General features: G+C 62.3%; 20 protein-coding genes and 1 other RNA gene. 9 read left to right on the forward strand and 12 right to left on the reverse strand.

Features of this window, described 5'->3' with window-relative positions; translation table 11 throughout:
- The first annotated feature begins 10 nt into the window (after window positions 1-10).
- From ACP15D_RS09145 to ACP15D_RS09165, 5 genes are all read left to right on the forward strand, one after another.
- Entirely contained in the window at window positions 11-658 is a 648-nt protein-coding gene (locus ACP15D_RS09145; RefSeq protein ID WP_424959202.1) for a MotA/TolQ/ExbB proton channel family protein, read from the forward strand.
- A gap of 66 nt (window positions 659-724) precedes the next feature.
- Window positions 725-1,123 (forward strand): ExbD/TolR family protein, encoded by a 399-nt coding sequence (locus ACP15D_RS09150; RefSeq protein ID WP_424957217.1) that lies wholly within the window; start codon window positions 725-727, stop codon window positions 1,121-1,123.
- A 9-nt stretch (window positions 1,124-1,132) separates the two neighbouring features.
- Complete coding sequence (locus tag ACP15D_RS09155; protein ID WP_424957218.1) at window positions 1,133-1,843, forward strand: TonB family protein; 711 nt, start codon at window positions 1,133-1,135, stop codon at window positions 1,841-1,843.
- 218 nt (window positions 1,844-2,061) lie between these two features.
- Entirely contained in the window at window positions 2,062-2,889 is an 828-nt protein-coding gene (locus ACP15D_RS09160; RefSeq protein ID WP_424957219.1) for a sensor histidine kinase, read from the forward strand.
- The gene (locus ACP15D_RS09165; RefSeq protein WP_424957220.1) at window positions 2,886-4,841 is read left to right on the forward strand and encodes an ATP-binding protein; all 1,956 of its coding nucleotides are present in this window, start codon (window positions 2,886-2,888) and stop codon (window positions 4,839-4,841) included. The genes ACP15D_RS09160 and ACP15D_RS09165 overlap by 4 nt, the downstream gene beginning before the upstream one ends.
- A gap of 12 nt (window positions 4,842-4,853) precedes the next feature.
- On the opposite strand, the gene pssA is transcribed toward ACP15D_RS09165, so the two are convergent.
- The 9 genes from pssA to ACP15D_RS09210 all read right to left on the reverse strand — a co-directional run bounded on the left by pssA (window position 4,854) and on the right by ACP15D_RS09210 (window position 13,042).
- Window positions 4,854-5,741 carry a CDP-diacylglycerol--serine O-phosphatidyltransferase gene (pssA, locus tag ACP15D_RS09170; protein WP_424959204.1) on the reverse strand — a complete coding sequence of 296 codons (888 nt, stop codon included), beginning with the start codon at window positions 5,739-5,741 and terminating at the stop codon, window positions 4,854-4,856.
- 56 nt (window positions 5,742-5,797) lie between these two features.
- On the reverse strand, window positions 5,798-6,511 hold the full coding sequence (locus ACP15D_RS09175; protein ID WP_424957221.1) for a phosphatidylserine decarboxylase: 714 nt from the start codon (window positions 6,509-6,511) through the stop codon (window positions 5,798-5,800).
- Between the two features lie 72 nt (window positions 6,512-6,583).
- Window positions 6,584-8,056: a Do family serine endopeptidase gene (locus ACP15D_RS09180; RefSeq protein ID WP_424959205.1), complete on the reverse strand. Its 1,473-nt coding sequence runs from the start codon at window positions 8,054-8,056 to the stop codon at window positions 6,584-6,586.
- Between the two features lie 157 nt (window positions 8,057-8,213).
- Complete coding sequence (locus ACP15D_RS09185) at window positions 8,214-8,399, reverse strand: DUF2065 domain-containing protein (RefSeq protein ID WP_424957222.1); 186 nt, start codon at window positions 8,397-8,399, stop codon at window positions 8,214-8,216.
- Complete coding sequence (gene hflC, locus ACP15D_RS09190) at window positions 8,399-9,292, reverse strand: protease modulator HflC (RefSeq protein ID WP_424957223.1); 894 nt, start codon at window positions 9,290-9,292, stop codon at window positions 8,399-8,401. Before hflC ends, ACP15D_RS09185 begins: the two co-directional genes overlap by 1 nt.
- A gap of 3 nt (window positions 9,293-9,295) precedes the next feature.
- A complete protein-coding gene (gene hflK / locus ACP15D_RS09195; RefSeq protein WP_424957224.1) occupies window positions 9,296-10,408 on the reverse strand; it encodes an FtsH protease activity modulator HflK in 1,113 nt (370 codons plus the stop codon).
- Between the two features lie 287 nt (window positions 10,409-10,695).
- Window positions 10,696-11,277 carry a dihydrofolate reductase gene (locus ACP15D_RS09200; RefSeq protein ID WP_424957225.1) on the reverse strand — a complete coding sequence of 194 codons (582 nt, stop codon included), beginning with the start codon at window positions 11,275-11,277 and terminating at the stop codon, window positions 10,696-10,698.
- Window positions 11,278-11,513: 236 nt separating this feature from the next.
- On the reverse strand, window positions 11,514-12,308 hold the full coding sequence (locus ACP15D_RS09205; RefSeq protein ID WP_424957226.1) for a thymidylate synthase: 795 nt from the start codon (window positions 12,306-12,308) through the stop codon (window positions 11,514-11,516).
- Between the two features lie 35 nt (window positions 12,309-12,343).
- A complete protein-coding gene (locus ACP15D_RS09210) occupies window positions 12,344-13,042 on the reverse strand; it encodes a lysostaphin resistance A-like protein (RefSeq protein WP_424957227.1) in 699 nt (232 codons plus the stop codon).
- Window positions 13,043-13,317: 275 nt separating this feature from the next.
- Here ACP15D_RS09210 and ssrA point away from each other — a divergent pair.
- The 4 genes from ssrA (at window position 13,318) to ACP15D_RS09230 (ending at window position 15,484) form a co-directional block, all read left to right on the forward strand.
- Window positions 13,318-13,729, forward strand: a transfer-messenger RNA (tmRNA) gene (ssrA, locus tag ACP15D_RS09215).
- Window positions 13,730-13,785: 56 nt separating this feature from the next.
- Window positions 13,786-14,517: an SspB family protein gene (locus tag ACP15D_RS09220; RefSeq protein ID WP_424957228.1), complete on the forward strand. Its 732-nt coding sequence runs from the start codon at window positions 13,786-13,788 to the stop codon at window positions 14,515-14,517.
- Window positions 14,518-14,740: 223 nt separating this feature from the next.
- Window positions 14,741-15,040 (forward strand): hypothetical protein, encoded by a 300-nt coding sequence (locus ACP15D_RS09225; protein WP_424957229.1) that lies wholly within the window; start codon window positions 14,741-14,743, stop codon window positions 15,038-15,040.
- Between the two features lie 174 nt (window positions 15,041-15,214).
- On the forward strand, window positions 15,215-15,484 hold the full coding sequence (locus ACP15D_RS09230; protein ID WP_424957230.1) for a hypothetical protein: 270 nt from the start codon (window positions 15,215-15,217) through the stop codon (window positions 15,482-15,484).
- A gap of 93 nt (window positions 15,485-15,577) precedes the next feature.
- Here ACP15D_RS09230 and ACP15D_RS09235 read toward each other — a convergent pair whose 3' ends face one another.
- The 3 genes from ACP15D_RS09235 to ACP15D_RS09245 form a co-directional block, all read right to left on the reverse strand.
- Window positions 15,578-17,755 carry a molybdopterin cofactor-binding domain-containing protein gene (locus ACP15D_RS09235; protein WP_424957231.1) on the reverse strand — a complete coding sequence of 726 codons (2,178 nt, stop codon included), beginning with the start codon at window positions 17,753-17,755 and terminating at the stop codon, window positions 15,578-15,580.
- An 8-nt stretch (window positions 17,756-17,763) separates the two neighbouring features.
- On the reverse strand, window positions 17,764-18,228 hold the full coding sequence (locus tag ACP15D_RS09240) for a (2Fe-2S)-binding protein (protein WP_424957232.1): 465 nt from the start codon (window positions 18,226-18,228) through the stop codon (window positions 17,764-17,766).
- A 182-nt stretch (window positions 18,229-18,410) separates the two neighbouring features.
- Window positions 18,411-19,001 carry a hypothetical protein gene (locus tag ACP15D_RS09245; protein WP_424957233.1) on the reverse strand — a complete coding sequence of 197 codons (591 nt, stop codon included), beginning with the start codon at window positions 18,999-19,001 and terminating at the stop codon, window positions 18,411-18,413.
- Between the last annotated feature and the right edge of the window lie 559 nt (window positions 19,002-19,560).

A 19,560-nucleotide genomic window follows, 5' to 3' on the forward strand; every position in this document is an offset into this window, starting at 1 on the left:
CTTCTACGGCATGTTCATGCAGGCCGACCCGGTGGTGAAGGGTGTCATGATCGGCCTTGTCGTCGCCTCGGTCGCATGTTGGGCCATCATCTTCGAGAAGATGATCCGCCTCATGTGGTTGCGACGGCAAGTCCGCCGGCTCGAAGCCGTTGCCCGCAGCGGCACGGCTAGCGACACCGAACGCGGCCTTATCAAGCGCCTGCTCGACTCGGGCGAAGACGAGCTGAACGACGGCGCATCCCGCAGCGAAGACCGCAGCGCAGTGCGTGCCCGCATCGAGCGCGCACTGCGAGGCACCCTGAAAAGTGAACTGCAGCGGCAGGAAGCGGGGCTTCCCTTTCTCGCCACCATCGGCTCAGCGGCGCCGTTCGTCGGTCTCTTCGGTACCGTATGGGGCATCATGAACAGCTTCACCGCTATCGGCCAGCAGCAGGACACCAGCCTTGCGACGGTTGCTCCGGGTATTGCCGAGGCCCTGCTCGCGACCGCGCTCGGTCTTGCGGCAGCCATCCCCGCCGTGATGGCCTACAACGCAGTGTCGGTGTCGCTCGGCCGCCTCGCCGCGCGCGCCAACACATCCCTCACTGAGATCGCAAAGAAGATGTCGCGGCCCACCTCCGAGACCGTCGTTCCGATGCGCGCAAGCAAAGGACACTGAGCTCCGATGGGTGCGTCTGTAAACCTACCGCAAACAGATGACGATGACGGCGTTGGCTATCGGCCGATGGCCGAGATCAATATCACGCCGATGGTCGACGTCATGCTGGTCCTGCTCATCATCTTTATGGTGGCAGCTCCCCTCATGGTAGCCGGCGTTCCGGTCGATCTGCCGAAGACGACAGCTCCGCGACTCGGCCAGGCAAAAAAGCCGATGGTCGTGACACTCACACCCGATGGTCGTTTCCAGATCCGCGACGAGTTCATCGACCGCGCCAGCCTCGTCCCCCGCTTGCGTCAGATCCGCGCCGAAGAAGGCGACGCAGTTGTTTACGTCCGCGGCGACACGAAAGCGGCTTATGGCGACGTCATGGACGTTCTCACCCTAGTCGGCGAGAGCGGCTACGCGCGCGTCTCGCTTTTGGCTAAGGCACAGTCGCATTCGGCCCCGCCGGCTCAGAATTAGTATAGCGCAATGCAGTTGCTCCGCCCGATTGCAGTCTTGCTTTCGCTCGCCGCACACGGAGCGCTGGCCTTTGCATTTGTTACGTCCGAGCCTGCGGTGTCGGCATTCGACGCGGGATCGGGCGACGACACCTTCAGCACCGATCTCACCGTCACCATCGAAGGCTCGGCGATGCTGGGTGGCGCCGAAGAAGTCGTCGAGGCGGTCGACATCGCGCCGGTGCAGGAGATGCAGCAGTCCGAGCCGGTCGAGACCAAAGAGCCCGAGCTGAAGGACATCATCACCTCGTCCGAGGCTACCACCGAGGCACCCGTCGAGATCGCCGAGGCAAAGCCTGTCGAGGAAGAAAAGCCCGTCGAGATGACGGCCCAGGCGGTCGCGCCCATGGTTGCCGCCGAGCAGCAGAGCGTCGGCTCCAAACTCAGCGGCGCCGACGTCACCGCACGGCGTCTTTACATGGGCGAGATCGCCAAGAAGCTGCAGCGCCATAAGGTCAATCCGCGTTCCACGCAGACCGGCACGGTCCTGCTGCGCTTCACCGTGGACACCCAGGGCGAGATCGTCTCGCGCTCGATCGTGCAGAGTTCGGGCTCAAAGCTTCTCGACGATGCCGCATTGGCATCGCTGGAACGGTCCGCGCCGTTCCCTCCTCCGCCTGGCGACGCCAAGACCGGCGGCTCCTTGGAACTGCAGGTCCCCTTCCATTTCCTGACCCGCTGATCGGGGCCGCACGCGGGTAGCATTCCGCCATCGCATTTCCGCCGCGAGCGCCGCACCGCGTGCCACCCCGGCACGCGCTTCAATACTTTATTTGTCTCAGGAACAGACGCCGATTAACCGCCCGTTATCGGCTGCCCGATACCGTCGCCACGCAAAAAAGGGTTCAATATCCGGCGATGTTTAGCGGTCCGCTGTCGAAGCCAAAACCGTCTTCCCTGATGAACGAGTACGCCTCGCTTCTGGGCGACGCGATATTGCGCCATCGGGCACGCGTGGCCGAACGCTCGGCTCGCGTCGAGGCCGAGCTCGCCAGCAAGCTGAAATCCGAGTTCATCGCCAACATGAGCCACGAGCTGCGCACGCCGCTCAACGCCATAATTGGTTTCTCCAAGCTGCTATCCGAACAGGAGCAGCGCCGCCTGTCGTCCACCCAGGTGACCGACTACGCCAACCTCATTCACGACGCCGCGGGCCATCTGCTCGCCGTCATCAACAACATCCTGGACATCTCCAAGATCCAAAGCGGCAAGTGCGTGATGGAAACGCGCGAGGTGAACCTGTGCGAGGTGCTGAGCGCTTCGGCTTCCTCGTTCCGCCTCATGGCTGAGAATGCAGGTGTCGTGCTGGAGCAGCGCATCGATCCCGATCTGCCATTGATCCGGGGCGACGCCGTGCGCCTGCGCCAGATATTCACCAACCTCATTTCCAACGCGCTGAAGTTCACCGAGGCCGGCGGTCGAGTTGCCGTCATCGCCACAGGCCGCCCCGGCGTCGTTGCGATTGCCGTCAGCGATACGGGCATCGGTATGACACCCGAGGAAGTCGCGGTCGCCCTGACTCCCTTCGGCCAGGCCGATGGCGGCCACACGCGCTGGCGCGAAGGAACGGGCCTCGGTCTTCCCATCGCCCGCGCCCTCGTCCAGTTGCATGGCGGAACTGTAAAGATCGACAGCGTGAAGGGCCGGGGCACCACCGTTGAGGTGGTCATCCCCACGCGTGCCACCGACACCGACTCCGATAGTTTCCAGCAGGATATTGCCTCGTGAGCCACATTGCGGATGCCCGGCGCTTCATGTCCGACACTCCACATGGAAAGAGCACCGCCGATCGCTCCATCGGACGCATCGTGTCGGTAACCGGCTCCAAGGCAATCGTTCTGCTCGATAGTCCGAAGGAAGGCCAAGTCCGCCCCGTGCGTCCCGACATGGGCACGCTTCTGGCAATCGATACTGCTAACACCGTCGTGCTGGCGATCGTCTCGGCCCTTAGCGTACCGGTGCCCGCACACCGCGAGGAAGAAGGCGAAATCTGGATCGCCGAACTCGGTCTCGTGGGCGAACTTTGGCCCGATGAGAACGGCCAAGCCAACGTCTTCGCGCGCGGCGTGACAGCCTATCCCTCGCTCGGTAACCGCGTGCGCGTTGCCTCGAAAGCCGAGCTTGCCGCCGCCTTCTGCGGCGAACCGGGACACTCGGTCCGCGTTGGTAGTATCCGCCAGGATAGTACCATCCCCGCGATGATCCGCGTCGACGAACTGCTGGGCAAGCACGTCGCTATCCTCGGCACCACCGGCACCGGAAAGTCGTGCACCACTGCACTGATCCTGCGTTCGATCCTCGAGCAGAACCCCGCGGCACACATCGTGCTGCTCGATCCGCACAACGAGTACGCCACCGCTTTCGCCGAATGGGCCGAGGTCATCAGCCCTCGCAACATGCAGCTCCCCTTCTGGCTCCTCAATTTCGAGGAGCTGATCGAGGTGCTCATCTCCGATCCATCGCGCAAGGCCGAGATCGAAATCCTGCAGGAGCTGATCCCTATCGCCAAGGCGCGCTACAGCGCCGGCCGTGCACGGGATAATCAAGTCATGCGCCGCTCGATCATCCCCGAGCAGGCGCGCTTCACCGTCGACACGCCCGTACCGTATCGCATCTCCGACCTGACTGGCCTCATCGACGAGCGCATGGGCAAGCTGGAGAACAAGCGCGATCTCTCACCCTACCGCAACCTGCGCGCCCGCATCGACGCCATCTCGCAGGACGGCCGCTACGCCTTCATGTTCGGCTCGCTCACCGTCTACGATGGCATGACGCAGGTGCTGAGCCGCCTGTTCCGCGTGCCCGTGAACAACAAGCCGATCACCATCGTCGAGCTGACCGGCCTGCCGACCGAGATCATCAACGTCGTCGTCTCGGTGCTCGCGCGCATGACCTTCGACTTCGCCCACTGGAGCGAGGGCAAAGTTCCGGTGACGCTCGTCTGCGAGGAAGCACATCGCTACGTGCCGGCCTCCGACCATCTCGGCTTCGAGCCCTGCAAGCGCGCCATCGCCCGCATCGCCAAGGAAGGCCGCAAGTACGGCGTTGCCCTGTGTATCGTCTCCCAGCGTCCCGCCGAGGTCGACGCCACCATTCTCTCCCAGTGCAACACAGTGTTTGCCCTGCGCATGTCGAACGACCGCGATCAGGAAATCGTACATTCGGCCATCAGCGATACTGGATCAGGCCTGCTCGAATTCCTGCCCTCGCTCGGGCAGCGCGAAGCCCTTGCCTTCGGCGATGGCGTTGCTTTGCCCGTCCGCATCAAGTTCGATCTGCTGCCCGCGCACTGCTTGCCCCGCTCGACGACGGCTCGCTTCACCGAGCACTGGCAGAAGTCGGTGGGTGACGACGGCTTCCTGGAGCAGGTCGTCGAGCGCTGGCGCACGTCCGACATGGCTGCGGGTATCGACTTGGGTCCCCATGTGGCCCCGCTTCCCGACAACCACGAGCCTGAGTACGTGCCCACTTCCGAAGGGCCGCGGTCAGCTCAGCAGCCTCGTCAGCCCCACCAGCCGCATGCCTTGTCCTCCTCATCGAGCGTGCGCAAGGAAACACCGCAGCCGCAGCGATCGGCCGATTTGTCGGGGCAGAATTTCGGCGAGGAAGATCGCGAACTCGCTCCGGGGTCGACCTTCAAAACGCTGCGCGACCGGCTGATTCAGCGTCAGCAGCGCTGACGAACGGTGCCCTCAGCGCGACGATGAATCGTTAGACCGGATGGAAACGATGCGGCGCGTATTGCCGGCATCCTCTGCCGGTACGACTGGCGTCGCGGCCATCATTTGGCCGAAGCGCCACCAGCTCACGGGGATCATTGCGAGGTAGGCAATGCACGCACCCGTCAGCGTGGCGAACGGATAGGTCACGAGCAGAGCCACAAAGCCCACGGCCAGCATGAACAGCGGCATGACGTATTCGCGCGATATGCGTTCGCCGAGGAGCTTGCCCGAGAAGGTGGGAATGGTCGACACCATCATGAAGGCGATGACGACGGTATAGACCAGCACCACGTCCAGCATCGCCGCGGAGCTGCGAATACCCTCGAAACCCAAGTGTTCGATGTAGACCGGCAGCAGCACAACGATCGCCGCTGCTGGCGTCGGCATGCCGCTGAAGTACGCCGCCTGCCACTTCGGCTTGTCATCGTCGAGGGCGACATTGAAGCGCGCAAGTCGCAGCGCTGATGCCAGCGCAAAGATCATCACACAGATCCACCCGAGACTCTTGAACTCGCCGAGCCCAAGCCCCCAGGTGAACAGCAGGAACGCCGGTGCGACGCCGAAGTTGACGAAATCGGCGAGACTGTCGAGTTCCGCGCCGAAGCGCGAAGACGCCTTCAGCAACCGCGCCACGCGCCCGTCGATGCCATCGAGCAGTGCTGCAAAAACGATCGCCGCCAGAGCCAGCTCGTAGCGCCCCTCGATCGACATGCGGATCGAGGTCAAACCCGCACACAGCCCCAGGATGGTGAAGAAGTTCGGCACCAGCATGCGCACCGGAATGCGCTGATGATGAAACATACGCGTGCCTCGGCGCCGCCGGGTTTCACGTTCCAGTCGCGGGAGTACCGGGTCCATGCCGAATGCCTTCTGCTCGCGAAAGCCCCTGCGCCAGTGCTTGACCTTCACCATGCTCAGCTCCGCCGCGCCACGCGCTCCGGTTCCGTCGACTGCAGATCAGCCAGGACTGTCTCGCCGGCATTGGCGAGCTGGCCCACCGACACAAGAGCATTCTTGCCGGGCGGAAGATAGACATCGACGCGCGAGCCGAAGCGGATGAGCCCCAACCGCTCGCCCACCCCGACGCTTTCGCCCTCGTGCACGAACGGCACGATGCGCCGCGCAATGAGGCCGGCAATCTGCACGACGCCGATCTCCGTCCCGTCCGGCTTCTCTATAATCATCACCCGGCGCTCGTTCTCTTCACTCGCTTTATCGAGGGCAGCGTTAAAAAATGCTCCCGGGATGTAGATCGAACGCACGAGCTTCCCCGAAACCGGCGAGCGCGTGATGTGCACGTTGAGTACGCTCAAGAAGGTCGAGATTCGCACCCGCGGCTCCGGCCCGAGCCCCATCTCAGTCGGCGGCGTCACAGTCTCTATGGCAGCGATGCGCCCGTCCGCAGGGGCGATGATCAGGCCATCGCGCAGCGGCGTGACGCGATCGGGATCGCGGAAGAAATAGGCGATGTACAGCGCCGCGATCACGCAGATCCACGCCAGTGGCGTCCAGATCATGAAGAACAGCAGCGCAAGCCCCGCCGCGATGGCGATGAACTTGTGCCCGTCGCGGTTCACCGGCGCGAGGCTGTCGATGATGGTGTCGATAATGCCATGACGATTGGACACCGGCTCACTCCCTCAATCGTATTGTTTCTAAACGGCGCCATAGCGGCGGCGCCAAAGCCTCAGCGAGGCCGTCTATTCCACCGGCACGGAGACGAACCTGTGTCCGCCCTTTGAATCTTCCACTTCGAGCATCATTGTCTTGCGCTTGCTCTTGCGAACGGTCTCGATGCGCTTGCTCAGATCCTTGGGGCCGGTGACCGGCTCATTGGCTGCCTGAACGATCACGTCGCCAACCTTGATGCTGCCAGCAGCGGGGCTCTTTGGATCGATCGCGTCGACCAGCGCCCCCTTCACGTCGACGTCAATGCCGTATTTGGAGCGCAGTGCATCGGTGAGCGCGGAAAGCTTCAGTCCAAGCACATCATCGCCCACCGCCGCCGGCTTTGCATCCTCGTCCACCGGCGGCTTCTCGTCTTCCTCCGATAGGCGGCCAACAGTGATCTGAAGCGTCAGACGCTCGCCCTTGCGCAGAATTTCCACCGGAACCTGCTTGTCGATCGGCGCCCGCGCGACGAGACGTGGCAGCGAGCGCATGCTCGTAACATCTTCATTGGCGAACTTCACGATCACGTCGCCTGCCTTGATGCCGCCGTTCGCGGCCGGTCCCGCAGGCGTCGTCGCGGCGACGAGTGCGCCCGCGTTCTCAGGCAGTCCCAGCGCCTCGGAGATTTCTTCAGAAACCGACTGGATCTTCACCCCGAGCCAGCCGCGCCGCACCTCGTGGAACTCGACCAACTGCTGCACAACGGGCGCCACCGTATCGGCAGGCACGGCAAAGCCGATGCCGATCGACCCTCCGGTCGGCGAAATAATCGCTGTGTTCACACCTACGACTTCGCCATCCATGTTGAACAGCGGCCCGCCCGAGTTGCCTTTGTTGATCGAGGCATCCGTCTGCAGGTAGTCGTCGTACGGCCCCGAATTGATGTTGCGCGCCTTGGCCGAAATGATGCCCAGCGTCACGCTGCCGCCGAGGCCGAACGGGTTGCCGATAGCCATCACCCAGTCGCCGACGCGGATCGCCTGCGAGGAACCGAATTTCACCTCCTTCAAGGGAGACTTCGGCGTCACCTTCAGAACGGCGATGTCGGTCTTGGTGTCCTTGCCCAGCAGCTCCGCTTTCAGCTTCGAGCCGTCGTGCAAGTTGATCTGAATCTCCTCAGCGCCGTCGATCACGTGGTTGTTGGTGACGATGATGCCTTGCTTGGCGTCGACGATGAAGCCCGAGCCCAGCGACGACACCATGCGATCCTGCGCCGAGCGCCCACCGCGGTTGTCGAAGAAATCCTCGAAGTATTCATGGTACGGCGAGCCCTTCGGCACGCTCGGCAGCGGCAATCCCTGCGGACCCTTGATCGCCTGGCTGGTGGAGATATTCACCACCGCCTCGATCAGGCCATCTGCGATTGGAGCCACCGATTCAGGACCGCGCGCCTGAACTGCCGCCGGTGCCAGCAGCGCACAGCACACGGCAGCCATCTTCGAACGCTGAGACAACCACGCAACCGCCCGAGCACCGCACCGCAATCCGCTGCGCGCCGTCATCCCAAGCATTGTTCTTATCTCCTGTCGGTCTAGCCGGCCAACAGCCGCACGCAACCCGCGTCTCTGATAACCCCGGGGCGCGGCCAGTGGATGGCAAGCCGCGATCCCTGTCAACGCGGCCCAGCTGCCGCCGGGCTGCCCAGCCGACCGCGGGTGGTCATCCGCGGATCAGCCAGACGAGGCCGAGGCCGATCGCCACCGAGCTCCACCCCGCGATGCGCAGCGAACTCTGCGGCACCGAAGCCGCCGCCTGCAAAAACCGCTCGGCAAGGCTGGGGGTGAGGGCCCAGAGGAGCCCCTCGATCACAAGAACCAGACCGATGCCGACGACGAGGTCGGCCATCAGCGTGGCGGCTGGGTCGAGGGCTGCGGCTTGCCGTGCGGGTCGCTGAAGTAACGGAAGAAGTCACTGTCCGGCGAAAGCAGAAGCCGCGTATCTGCCGACTTCAGGCCCCGCTCGTACGCCTGCATCGAGCGATAGAACTCGAAGAACTCCGGATCCTTGCTATAGGCCTCGGCGTAGATCTTGTTGCGCTCGGCGTCGCCGCCACCGCGCAATTCCTCGCCCTTCCGCGTGGCTTCCGCCTCGATGACGGTGGCCTCGCGGTCGGCCGTCGCCTTGATGCGGTTCGCCTCGGCGGCGCCCTGCGCTCGGAACTCGGCCGCCTCACGCTGACGCTCGGCACGCATGCGGTCGAATACGCTCTTGGAATTCTGCTCAGGCAAGTCCGCACGCTTGATGCGTACGTCGACCACCTCAAGGCCGAACTCGTTGCCCTCCTTGTTCACCTGCTTGGCGATGCGGTCCATCAGCTCTTCGCGCTTGTCGCGCACCACGTCCTGGAAGGTCGACCCGCCCAGCACGCGCCGCATCGCTGAATCGATGATCGGGCCGAGACGCGAGCGCACCGCCTCCTCATACCGCAACGTCTGGTAGAACTTGAGCGGATCGACGATGCGGTAGCGCGCGAAGCTGTCGACGACGAGACGCTTCTGGTCCGCCGCTGTCACTTCCTGCGGCTGGCTGTCTAGGTCGAGGATACGCTTGTCGTAGATCTCGACCGTGTCGATGAACGGCGCCTTGAAATAAAGTCCCGGATCCGTCTGCACGCGCAGTGGTTCGCCGAACCTCAGAACGAGAGCCTGCTCGTTCTGGTGCACGATGTAGGCGGAGGTATAGACGCCAACGGTCGCAAGACCGGCGACGATGATCAGCAGAGCAAGCAGCGCACGCATTTGTTAATTCGCTCCGTCCGTGTTGGGGGTGCTGCGGCTCTGCAGCTTGTCGAGCGGCAGGTACGGCACGATGCCCGCCCCAGCCTTGCCGTCGATGATGATCTTGTCGGTACCGCCCAGCACCCGCTCCATCGTCTCGAGGAACATGCGGCGGCGCGTTACATCCGGAGCGTTCTTGTACTGGTCATAAACCTGCGTGAAGCGCGACGTCTGGCCGGTCGCGTCGTTGACCACCTGCTGCTTGTAGCCTTCCGCCCCTTGGATGATGCGCTCGGCTTGACCGCGCGCCTCCGGGACGACCTTGTTGAAATAGGCGTAAGCCTCGTTCTGCAGACGCTCCTTGTCGGCGCGCGCGGCCTGCACATCGCGGAACGCGTCGATCACCTCGGCCGGCGGATCGACCTTCTGCAGCTGCACCTGGTCGATCTGGATGCCAGCGCCATAGCTGTCCAGCGTCCTCTGCATCAGCGCCTGCACGGCTTCTTCGGTCTTCTGGCGCTCCTGCGTCAGAATCGGCTGGATGTTCGACTGCCCGACCACCTCGCGCATGGCGCTCTCGGCGACTTCCTTCACCGTCGTGTCGGGATTCTGGATGTTGAACAGATACTTCTCGGCATCGCGGATACGCCAGTAGACCACGAAGTTGATGTCGACGATGTTTTCGTCGCCCGTCAGCATCTGGCTCTCGTCGTCGGCATCACGTAGGGCGCCGGTGCGGCCCGCGCGGCCGATCTCGATGATATTCTGACGCGTCACCTTAGGCAGGCGAACTTCGTCGATCGGATAGGGGAGGCGGAAGTGCAGACCCGGCGGATACTTGCCGACAAACTTGCCGAAACGCATCACCACGCCGAGTTCGTCAGGATTGACGCGGAAGGTGAACGCCTGCCAGGCGATGACTGAACAGGCCACCACCGCCACTAAGAACAGCAACGGCCCCGGAACGCCGCCGCCGTGCATCACCTGCTTGACCTTGTCCTGTCCCCGCTTGAGCATCTCTTCGAGGTCCGGCGGCTGCCCGCCACCGCCACCACCCGGCCCCTGCCCCCACGGGCCTCCACCGTTGCCGCCGCCGCTTTTCCAGCCGCCGCCGCCACTTTGATTGCTCCAGGGCATATATTGAGATCCTTCAATACTTTATAGGGATAGCGCCAAGACAGGGAACGCCATGCGTCCGGCCAGGAAGCCATTCCCGCGTCTCGCACGGAAAGGTTGGAAGTCGCTTATAGGCCAGGGCGTCCTCGCTGCGCAAACACGCTCGATAGATTTGGTGGCCTAAGCCCACCTTCAAGCAGGTGATAGCGGCTTAATTCGATGTCCCGGTGGCAAAGATTTACCTATCGCCAAGTCTATCGAAGACGACCAGGGTGGCATCGGCAGCAGTTGTTCGGATCTACCGACGTTCACTCCGCCGGGATCAAGACCTCGGAACAGACCCGCGGCACGTCTTTGCGAAAGGATGTCGCGCGCGGCCGTTCGTAGGTCTTCAGTTCAAAATCATACTGATCTCCACCGGCGCTCTTCGCGAAGCTGAGAACGTCCTTGAGCACCCACCCAGAAAAGTCCTTATCAAAATGCGCATCGCCGCGGGGGCTAGCATCGATCTCAGTCAAATACACACGGCTCACCTCATCATCAAAGAGACGAAAGATCTCCGCGCCCCCTATAATCATGATCTCGGATACATTAGTGCGCCGGGCTTCCTCCTCGGCGATCTGCATGGCGGATGCCTTATCTGTCACCACAACCACACCCTCGTCGTGGATGCCATTTTCACGAGAGACGACAATATTCAGTCGACCAGGAAGCGCCCTGCCAATCGAATCAAAAGTGCGACGACCCATGATTATCGGCTTGCCGACGGTCAGTTGCTTGAACTTCTTGAGGTCGCTGGGAAGCCGCCATGGCATTTGATTCTCGCAACCAATGACAAAGTTCCGAGAACGCGCCACGATAAAACTGTAGGTAAAGCTTCGCTTTCCCATTTAAGCCTCCGCTTAGGAGCAATCGAACTGCGGACTGCCCCTCCCCCGTGTCAAGCGAATCGAATTACTTATACACTTCCGCAATGAGATTCGCAGATCCAACGCTATTCGATTCGTACAGTTCCTCGGGGCGTGTTGGAAATTCCCAACAGACATTACAACTGCATTAAGTTGTTGAAATGTGTTAATTTATCGCTATGCAGCCGTAGGTTTAGGTCAATTGCCGGCCACAACCCCTACACCGCCACATCGGCTTTGATGTGCGGGTGCGGATCGTAGCCGACGAGCTTGAAGTCCTCGTACCTGAACTTGAAGATCGACGTCACCTCGGGATTGATCTCCATCCTCGGCAGGGTCCGCGGCGTACGACTCAGCTGCTCGTCCGCCTGCTCGAGGTGATTGAGATAGAGGTGCGCATCACCGAACGTGTGCACGAACTCACCCGCTTTGAGACCCGTCACTTGCGCCATCATCATCGTCAGCAGCGCGTACGAGGCGATGTTGAACGGCACGCCTAGGAAGATGTCCGCCGAGCGCTGATAGAGCTGGCACGAGAGCCGGCCTTCCGCCACGTAGAACTGGAACAGGCAGTGGCACGGCGCCAGCGCCATGTCCGGCACATCGGCCGGATTCCACGCCGATACGATCATCCGCCGGCTGTCGGGATTGGTCTTCAGCGTCTCGACGATCTCAGTAATCTGATCGATGGTCTGCCCATCCGGGCTCGCCCACGAGCGCCACTGCTTGCCATACACCGGGCCAAGGTCGCCATTTTCATCCGCCCACTCGTCCCAGATGCTGACGCCGTTCTCCTTCAGGTACGCCGTGTTGGTATCGCCGGCGAGAAACCAGATCAGCTCGTGAATAACGCTTTTGAGATGGACCTTCTTCGTCGTCACCAGCGGAAAACCGTCCGCGAGGTCAAAGCGCATCTGATGCCCGAACACACTGCGTGTGCCGGTCCCGGTACGGTCGGTCTTGCGCACACCTTCATCACGAACGCGGCGCATCAGGTCGAGATACTGCTGCATGACTTCTATATAGGCCGATTCCAGGCGCCGCGGGATCAACCCGCCGGCACGGGCAGCGTGACGGAATAAAGCACCAGGGCAACGACGGTATTATACACCGCGTGGCAGAAGATGGTCACCCAGGCGCTCCCCGTTCGCACCAGCAGCCACGAGAAATAAAGGCCGATCGCCAACACTTCTATGAGCCCGAACAGCGAGTAGCCATAGTGTAGGGCCGTCCACAAGGCCGCCGTGAGCAATGCCGTCCCAAGAATTCCCAGCCTCGATTTGGCTAGACCTGAGAACAGGAAGCCGCGGAACAGCAGTTCCTCTGACAATGGCGCACCGATCCCGATCACGACCAATGCCACGAGCGCCGTATTGCCCGCCAGCATATCCTTGAAAACCTTGAGATCGTCGACGACGACCTCGGGCCGCCACCACATCAGGAAGGCGGTCCAGGCACCTGTCGCAATAAACATCGGCAGCGGCGCCCAGGCGAGCACGCCCCAACCCTGCTGCGGCCGCCGCAGCGCCAGCGTCTCCCAGCGGTTCGAAGCAAAAAAACCTGCCGCTACGATGGTCAGCACGACGACGCCGATCTGCAGACCGCCCATCCAGGCAACCACCACCTCCAGTGGCGTTGCTTGTGGCAGCGGACCTGTCGCGCCCGCACTGAGCAAGGCGCCGACAACAATCGAGAACACGATTCCGACGGCCGCCGCCCCAGCAAAAATGGCAAGCGTTGCCGGCAACACCGCCCATGCCGGCCAGCCCGTCCTGGGGACATACGCAGCCCCGGTCTCGAGCGGGCCTTCCTCGACGATTGGAACAGACAGCTTGCGGCTCCCGGTTAGGCTGCACCCCTCGGAAGGTGCGACTTCGCGTGCATCCCGCCTATATCATGCCTTCGCCGTTGATGACCGGGCCATATTTTCGCGCACCGCCTCGATAGTGCACCGCCTGCGACATGCTCACCGCAGCCTTCCCGCATCCTTCACCGGGCGTTCCAACATCCCGCGGAAGAGGCAGGCTTTTTTTCTTCCGCGTCTGCATCTATATTGAGCATGTCGGATTCGTCCGGCTATGGCGATAAACGCGGTCGTAATAAGCCGATCGGACCCGGGGGCAGTACCCGGCGCCTCCACCAAATGCCGCCGACAGACGCAACGACCTGCATCTGACTGGCCGATGGACAGCTGCGGAGCAATCCGCGGCGGCATTTGATGGGGGCGAACTAGGATCGACGAAGGTGTAAAGGACTTTGCTTTTGCTCGGCATGGTTCCGCCGTCATCGGGCCATTCAGAATAGTTGCCAATGACAACTATGCTGAGGCTGCTGTCGCTGCGTAACGCAGTGCCAAAAGCCTGAACTTGAAGCCCTTTCCCTTAGCCGGGTAAGGCGCGGTCCGGAGGGCACCGGGCAACAGAAGCCCTCCACTTTAGCTCGAGCGTATTCCACGCGCTCGGGTGCGATCGGGGACCAATAGCGAGACCGATGCCGGCCGAGCCGACGATTGATTATGAGACCTTAGCGCAAGACGCCATGCGTGGCGTGGTGCGTGCGGTACTCTCCCAGGCAGCCAAGTCGGGCTTGCCTGGCGATCACCATTTCTACATCTCCTTCGACACCGCAGCCTCCGGCGTGGTGCTCTCGAAGCGTTTGAAGGAAAAGTATCCTTCAGAGATGACGATCGTGCTTCAGCACCGGTTCTGGGATCTCGCCGTCAACGAGGATGAATTCGAGGTGAAGCTCACCTTCGATGGCATCCCCGAACGGCTTGTCGTTCCCTACACCGCCATTCGCGTCTTCTTCGATCCTTCCGTGCGCTACGGCATCCAATTCGAGGATCCGGACGCAGCACCCGAAGGCAGCGAAAGTGTCAGCGATCGTCTCTCGTCCGGTCGCACGCCCGAACGCGCAACCGGCGGTCGTCCCAACCTGCGTTCGACCGCCCCCAAGAAGCCGCGTGTTCCGCGCAAGGCGAAGACCGACCTGCCGACCAACGCGCAGCAATCATCACCGAACGTCGTTCCGGTCCAGGCAGCCAGTGGACCAGCACCCGTGCCGCCGACGCAACTGCGCCCGGCCACGGCACCGGCAGCAACGACTGCCTCCGCCGAAGAGAAGACCACCGCCGAGGCAGAGGACAAATCCCCCGCCGAGAAGCCGCGCCAGGACAACGGCGGCGCGCAGATCGTGCGCCTCGACGCCTTCCGCAAGAAATAGCCGTCGCGGCGCCCCCATCGCGTGCGCACCTTAACGGCGCAGCATAAGCATGAGAGCCGCAAAAAAAATCGGAACGCTATCGTGTAACGAAATCGCGCGGTCCCTGTTTCCGGGGCTGCGCGCAAGCTGCTGCAAATTTGACAGGCATTTCGCGGTGTAACACCGCCAAACAATTTCGCGTACCCCGTAGCGTAACGATCAACACGCTTCAGGAGACAACGCCATGAACAGATCAATCACCGCCGCTATTTGCATTGCCATCGCCGCCGCAGTCGCCGGTCCTGCTTTCGCCGCTGGCGCCGACGAAGGCTCCCTCTCCAACAAAGTGATGCGCGATGCTCCCGGAACCATGGGCGGCCATACCGCCAACCCGACCGCAGTCCCCGACACGGGTAGCGCCACTCAGAAAGCCATGAACGATCTCCCCGGTACGCACGGCGGCTCGACGTCAACGCCGAACGCTGTGCCGAAGAGCGGCTCCGTCACGCAAAAGGCGATGGAGGATCATCCGGGCACGCACTGAACGCGCTTCGCAACAAAGACGCCGACGCGTCGGCCCACCGACACTTCGGCGTCTCGCATCTCCAGACAGTCAAATCGGGGAACGTTACAGCGCGCGGCAGAAATATTCTTACGTAACTCCATGGCCCCTCGCGCCGTAATCCTCCTCGGACGGGAAAAACATCAGGAGTTACCGATGCAGAAGATTCTTCTCACCGCATGCGCGCTCGCACTCTCTATTTCTCTGGCCCAGGCCGCCGAGCCGATGAGCAAAGATGGCGGCGCCATGGGCGACACTCATATGGATTCCATGGCGCCAAAAGGCGGCACCGACTCCATGATGAGCGATGACAAGATGATGCAAGACGACAAGATGGGTACCCACGACGGCATGAAGGCCGACGACAAGATGATGCCCGATGACAAGATGGGCGGCGACAAGATGATGGGTGACGAGAAGAAGTAGCCCCGACGACGCCGCAAATTGAAATCGGCGGCGCCGACAGGACCATGAGCCCGCGACGCCGCCGATTTGATATCCCAAGACACCAACGGACGCTTACGATGAGCGCAGCAGAGCCGCATCGATCGGCTGCTTGCGCACCCGAATGCCCGTCGCTGCATAAACAGCATTGAGCACGGCAGGCGCGAGCGCCGACGTCCCTGGCTCGCCGATACCCCCAGGCGCCTCACTGCTCTTCACCACCTCGACCTCGATCTTCGGCGCCTCGTCGATACGCAGCACGCGGTAGCTGTCGAAATTCGACTGTTGCACCCGCCCATCCTTCAGCGTGATCTCACCCCACAGCGTCGCGCTGATGCCAAAGACGATTCCGCTCTGGATTTGTGCCTCGACCGTGTTGGGATTGACCACCTGCCCGCAGTCCACCACCGCGTAGACGCGATCGACGTGCACCTCGCCGTCATCGGAGACCGTCACCTCCGCCACTTCCGCAACGTAAGAGCCGAATGCGCTCAGCAGCGCGATGCCCCGCCCCTTCCGCGCCCCCATCGGTGTGCCCCAGTTCGACATCGCCGCCACACGGTCGAGCACGTAACGCGCACGCGGGCTCTTTCCCGTGAGCTCGCGACGAAACTCGACCGGATCTTTCTTCGCCGCCGCCGCCAGCTCGTCGATGAAGCTCTCGACGACATAGGCATTGCGAGTCGGTCCAACTCCGCGCCAGAACGCCGTCGGAATCCCGGGCGGCTCCTCGCGCACATAATCAACGAGCAAATTCGGGATGTCGTAGGGAAGCTCGGTCGCCCCGTCGACGGCATCAATATCGATGCCACCCTTGAACGACTCCGGGAAGAACCGGGCCATGATCGACGATCCGGTGATGCGATGCTTCCACGCGACGAGCTTGCCGTCGCCATCCAGACCCGCACTGATCCGGTCGTAATAGTACGGCCGGTACATGTCGTGCTGGATATCCTCCTCGCGGCTCCAGATAACCTTCACCGGATCCCTCGACTGCTTAGCGATGCGTGCCGCTAGCACGATGAAGTCAAACTCGAGCCGCCGGCCGAACCCGCCGCCCAGAAGGCTGTTGTGGATGCGCACCTTATCGCGATCGATGCCCAGAACCTCCGAAACGGCAAGCTGCGCATTGCTGGGTATCTGCGTGCCGACCCAAATATCGCAGCTGTCCGGCTTCACGTGCACGGTGCAGTTCACAGGCTCCATCGTGGCGTGCGCGAGGAACGGGTTCTCATAAATGCTGTTGAGCTTCGTCGCCGCTGCGCTCAAGGCCGTCGCGGCGTCTCCTTCCTTCTTGGCAACGACGCCGTCTCGCTTCGACGCCTTCGCCAGAGCCGCGACGATGTCCGCGGTGTCGAGCTTGGCGTTCGGCCCATCATCGAACTTCGGCTCGGCTGCCTCCAGCCCCTTCTTCGCAGCCCAATAGTGATCCGCGATCACGGCGACCGCCTCGTCGAGCTTGGCGACCTGCCGCACGCCGGGCACGGCAACCGCGGCCGCCTCGTTCACGGAGGCAAGCTTGCCGCCGAACACCGGGCAGATCGCAATTGCTGCGACCTTCATGCCGGGCACCTGCGCATCGATCCCGAACTTTGCCGTCCCGTTCACCTTCTCCGGCCCGTCGAGCCGCTTGACCGACGTGCCGATGATGCGGAATTGGCTGGGGTCCTTCAGCGTAACCTTGCTGGGCACAGACAGCTTGGCGGCGTCGTCGACGAGCGCCCCGTAACCGATCCTCTGGCCGCTCTTGGCATGGATCACATGGCCGTTTGCGGTCGTCAGTTCGACCACTCCGACGGCGAGCTTCGCCGCCGCCGCCTCCAGCAGCATCAGCCGTGCCGCCGCCCCAGCCTCACGCATCGGCTTGTAGAAACCGCGGATTGCCGTCGAGCCGCCCGTGATTTGCGCGCCGCCCACGGCCGGGTTGCCATAGAGCTTGTCGCTCGGCGGCGAGCGCTCGAAGCCAACCGCACTCATATCGACGTCGAGTTCCTCGGCCACCAGCATCGGCAGCGAGGTATAGGTGCCCTGGCCCATCTCGATCGACGGAGAGATCACCGTCACTTTGCCATCGCGGCCTATGCGGATGAACGCGTTCGGCGCGAACTCGGCCACCGGCATGCTGCCCGGCTCTGCATCTGCGGCGTCACCCCACCCGATCAGCAACCCGCCGCCCACAGCCGCGCCCGCCTGAAGAAACCGGCGCCGGGAGAGCTCGCCCGTCGCGCCAGCCGATGACTTCGCATTGAGCATGACCGACCTCACTCGCCTGTGGCGGCCTTCGCCGCCTCTTTGACAGCCTCGCGGATGCGCACATAGGTGCCGCAGCGGCAGATGTTGCCCGACATACCCTGATCGATATCGGTATCGCTTGGCTCAGGCGTCGCCGCGATCAGGGCTGCCGCCGTCATGATCTGACCGGATTGGCAATAGCCGCACTGGACCACATCCAGATTCAGCCACGCTTCCTGCACCGCCTTGCCAGCCTTCGTCGCGCCAACACCCTCGATTGTCCTGACTTCGCGGTCGGCAACATCCGAGACTTGCGTGAGACATGACCGGATTGGCTCACCGTCGAGGTGCACCGTGCACGCCCCACACTGCCCAATTCCACAGCCGAACTTGGTCCCCGTCATCCCGAGAACATCGCGGATCACCCACAACAGCGGGGTGTCGTCCTCCACCGGCACGGAAACGTTCGCGCCATTGACGCTGAAATCGACCATGCTGGCTTACTCCCTCCGCATAGGGTTTGGCTGCAAAGGAATATAAGCGGTCGCAAGGAGTTCGCCACCGGGCTTTTCCGGAGGCTGCTGCACTCCGGAGTGGCTGGAAAAGAACGGGGCGAGACGCACGCTCTCCACGCACGTCTCGCCCCGATGGCATAGTGGGTCGCTGGCTGTCCGGCCTAAACCGGGCGGTTCTCGTTGCGGTTCTTGACCGGCTCCATGCGCTCGACGCCTTGTTCGAAGCTGATCGGCTCGTAAGAGGTGCTGAGTCCCATGACCCGATCGAGCACGTAGTCCAGCTTGCCGGCGGAATCGAGCTTCTTGATATCGTTCTTCTCGATCCCCATCAGCTCGAGCACTTCTTTCCACACCGTCGATTCATCGCAGGGCAGCACCTCGAAGGTGATGCCATTGATGGTCACCTTGTACTTGGCCAGGAGGTCGATGTTGTTGCAGAAGACGATATGCGTGCCGCCGGGCTCCAGCAGGTCCCCCAGCACATTGATGAGGTCGCCCAGATAGGCGAACGAGTGCAGGTAGCCGACCAGCACCGGGATTGTCGGTTTTCCTTCCTCGACGACGGTCAGCACCTGCTCCATGGAATAGTCCGGCGGCCGCTTCTCGTCCGCGAGCTGGGCTTGGAACTTCAGCGCAATCTCGCCGCGGAACCCATAGCGGCCGGGCTTCGTTGTTGGCCCTTTGAAAACTGCATTCAGAAGGCGTCCCTCCTGAGCCAGCCGGTTGAGGGCAGTATTCTCGATCGTCGTCATCCAGATCTCCGAACGTCGGGTTTGCGACAAACACGGTTTCGCGGTGGTGCGGTGCAAAAACCTTGCCGACCTGTTTTTGGCCCCCGACATGGGTCAGTCGAAGCCTGAGCCCGCCGACCTGCGCCGCCCAGTTGAGCCTCGACACCGCGCGGATCAGAACGCATCCGGCGCAAGCGACCGATCGAACGTTCATTCACCGAAAGCCAGCGCTCTTCCCGCGCCTGCCAAGTTGCGCGAACTCATCAGCGCACGGCCCATGCGGCTGCGACCGGCCACATGCAAGCGTCCTTCGCCAGCACGCAGCCATTCCTCCGACTGCGCACCGGAAGCGCGTTCGCACGCGCTGCGACACGCAAGCCGCTGCAAGCATTCATCATGCATCAGTGCCAATCGCAGCTGATCGCGACACCTGACTCACCTTGCACACAAGCGCACTACGCGATGATTGTTTGATCGCACTCATCGCGCACCGTAACGATGTGCAAACTCATCTTTCACATCGCGACGTTCGTAAGCATCGACGGCGGAGAGATTCCTCGCTACAACATCTCCTCCCGCG

The sequence above is a fragment of the Hyphomicrobium sp. 1Nfss2.1 genome (assembly GCF_965243865.1).
Taxonomy (GTDB): domain Bacteria; phylum Pseudomonadota; class Alphaproteobacteria; order Rhizobiales; family Hyphomicrobiaceae; genus Hyphomicrobium_A.

Bases quoted from the DNA above. Each gene is read 5' to 3' on its own strand.
- hflC (WP_424957223.1), bottom strand. From the start codon at position 9,292: ATGCGTGCGCTGCTTGCTCTGCTGATCATCGTCGCCGGTCTTGCGACC.
- ACP15D_RS09225 (WP_424957229.1), top strand. From the start codon at position 14,741: ATGAACAGATCAATCACCGCCGCTATTTGCATTGCCATCGCCGCCGCA.
- pssA (WP_424959204.1), bottom strand. From the start codon at position 5,741: ATGGACCCGGTACTCCCGCGACTGGAACGTGAAACCCGGCGGCGCCGA.
- ACP15D_RS09240 (WP_424957232.1), bottom strand. From the start codon at position 18,228: ATGGTCGATTTCAGCGTCAATGGCGCGAACGTTTCCGTGCCGGTGGAG.
- ACP15D_RS09200 (WP_424957225.1), bottom strand. From the start codon at position 11,277: ATGGGAAAGCGAAGCTTTACCTACAGTTTTATCGTGGCGCGTTCTCGG.
- ACP15D_RS09160 (WP_424957219.1), top strand. From the start codon at position 2,062: ATGAACGAGTACGCCTCGCTTCTGGGCGACGCGATATTGCGCCATCGG.
- ACP15D_RS09235 (WP_424957231.1), bottom strand. From the start codon at position 17,755: ATGCTCAATGCGAAGTCATCGGCTGGCGCGACGGGCGAGCTCTCCCGG.
- ACP15D_RS09155 (WP_424957218.1), top strand. From the start codon at position 1,133: ATGCAGTTGCTCCGCCCGATTGCAGTCTTGCTTTCGCTCGCCGCACAC.
- ACP15D_RS09220 (WP_424957228.1), top strand. From the start codon at position 13,786: ATGCCGGCCGAGCCGACGATTGATTATGAGACCTTAGCGCAAGACGCC.
- ACP15D_RS09230 (WP_424957230.1), top strand. From the start codon at position 15,215: ATGCAGAAGATTCTTCTCACCGCATGCGCGCTCGCACTCTCTATTTCT.
- ACP15D_RS09185 (WP_424957222.1), bottom strand. From the start codon at position 8,399: ATGGCCGACCTCGTCGTCGGCATCGGTCTGGTTCTTGTGATCGAGGGG.
- ACP15D_RS09145 (WP_424959202.1), top strand. From the start codon at position 11: ATGTTCATGCAGGCCGACCCGGTGGTGAAGGGTGTCATGATCGGCCTT.
- ACP15D_RS09245 (WP_424957233.1), bottom strand. From the start codon at position 19,001: ATGACGACGATCGAGAATACTGCCCTCAACCGGCTGGCTCAGGAGGGA.
- ACP15D_RS09205 (WP_424957226.1), bottom strand. From the start codon at position 12,308: ATGCAGCAGTATCTCGACCTGATGCGCCGCGTTCGTGATGAAGGTGTG.
- ACP15D_RS09180 (WP_424959205.1), bottom strand. From the start codon at position 8,056: ATGACGGCGCGCAGCGGATTGCGGTGCGGTGCTCGGGCGGTTGCGTGG.
- ACP15D_RS09150 (WP_424957217.1), top strand. From the start codon at position 725: ATGGCCGAGATCAATATCACGCCGATGGTCGACGTCATGCTGGTCCTG.
- hflK (WP_424957224.1), bottom strand. From the start codon at position 10,408: ATGCCCTGGAGCAATCAAAGTGGCGGCGGCGGCTGGAAAAGCGGCGGC.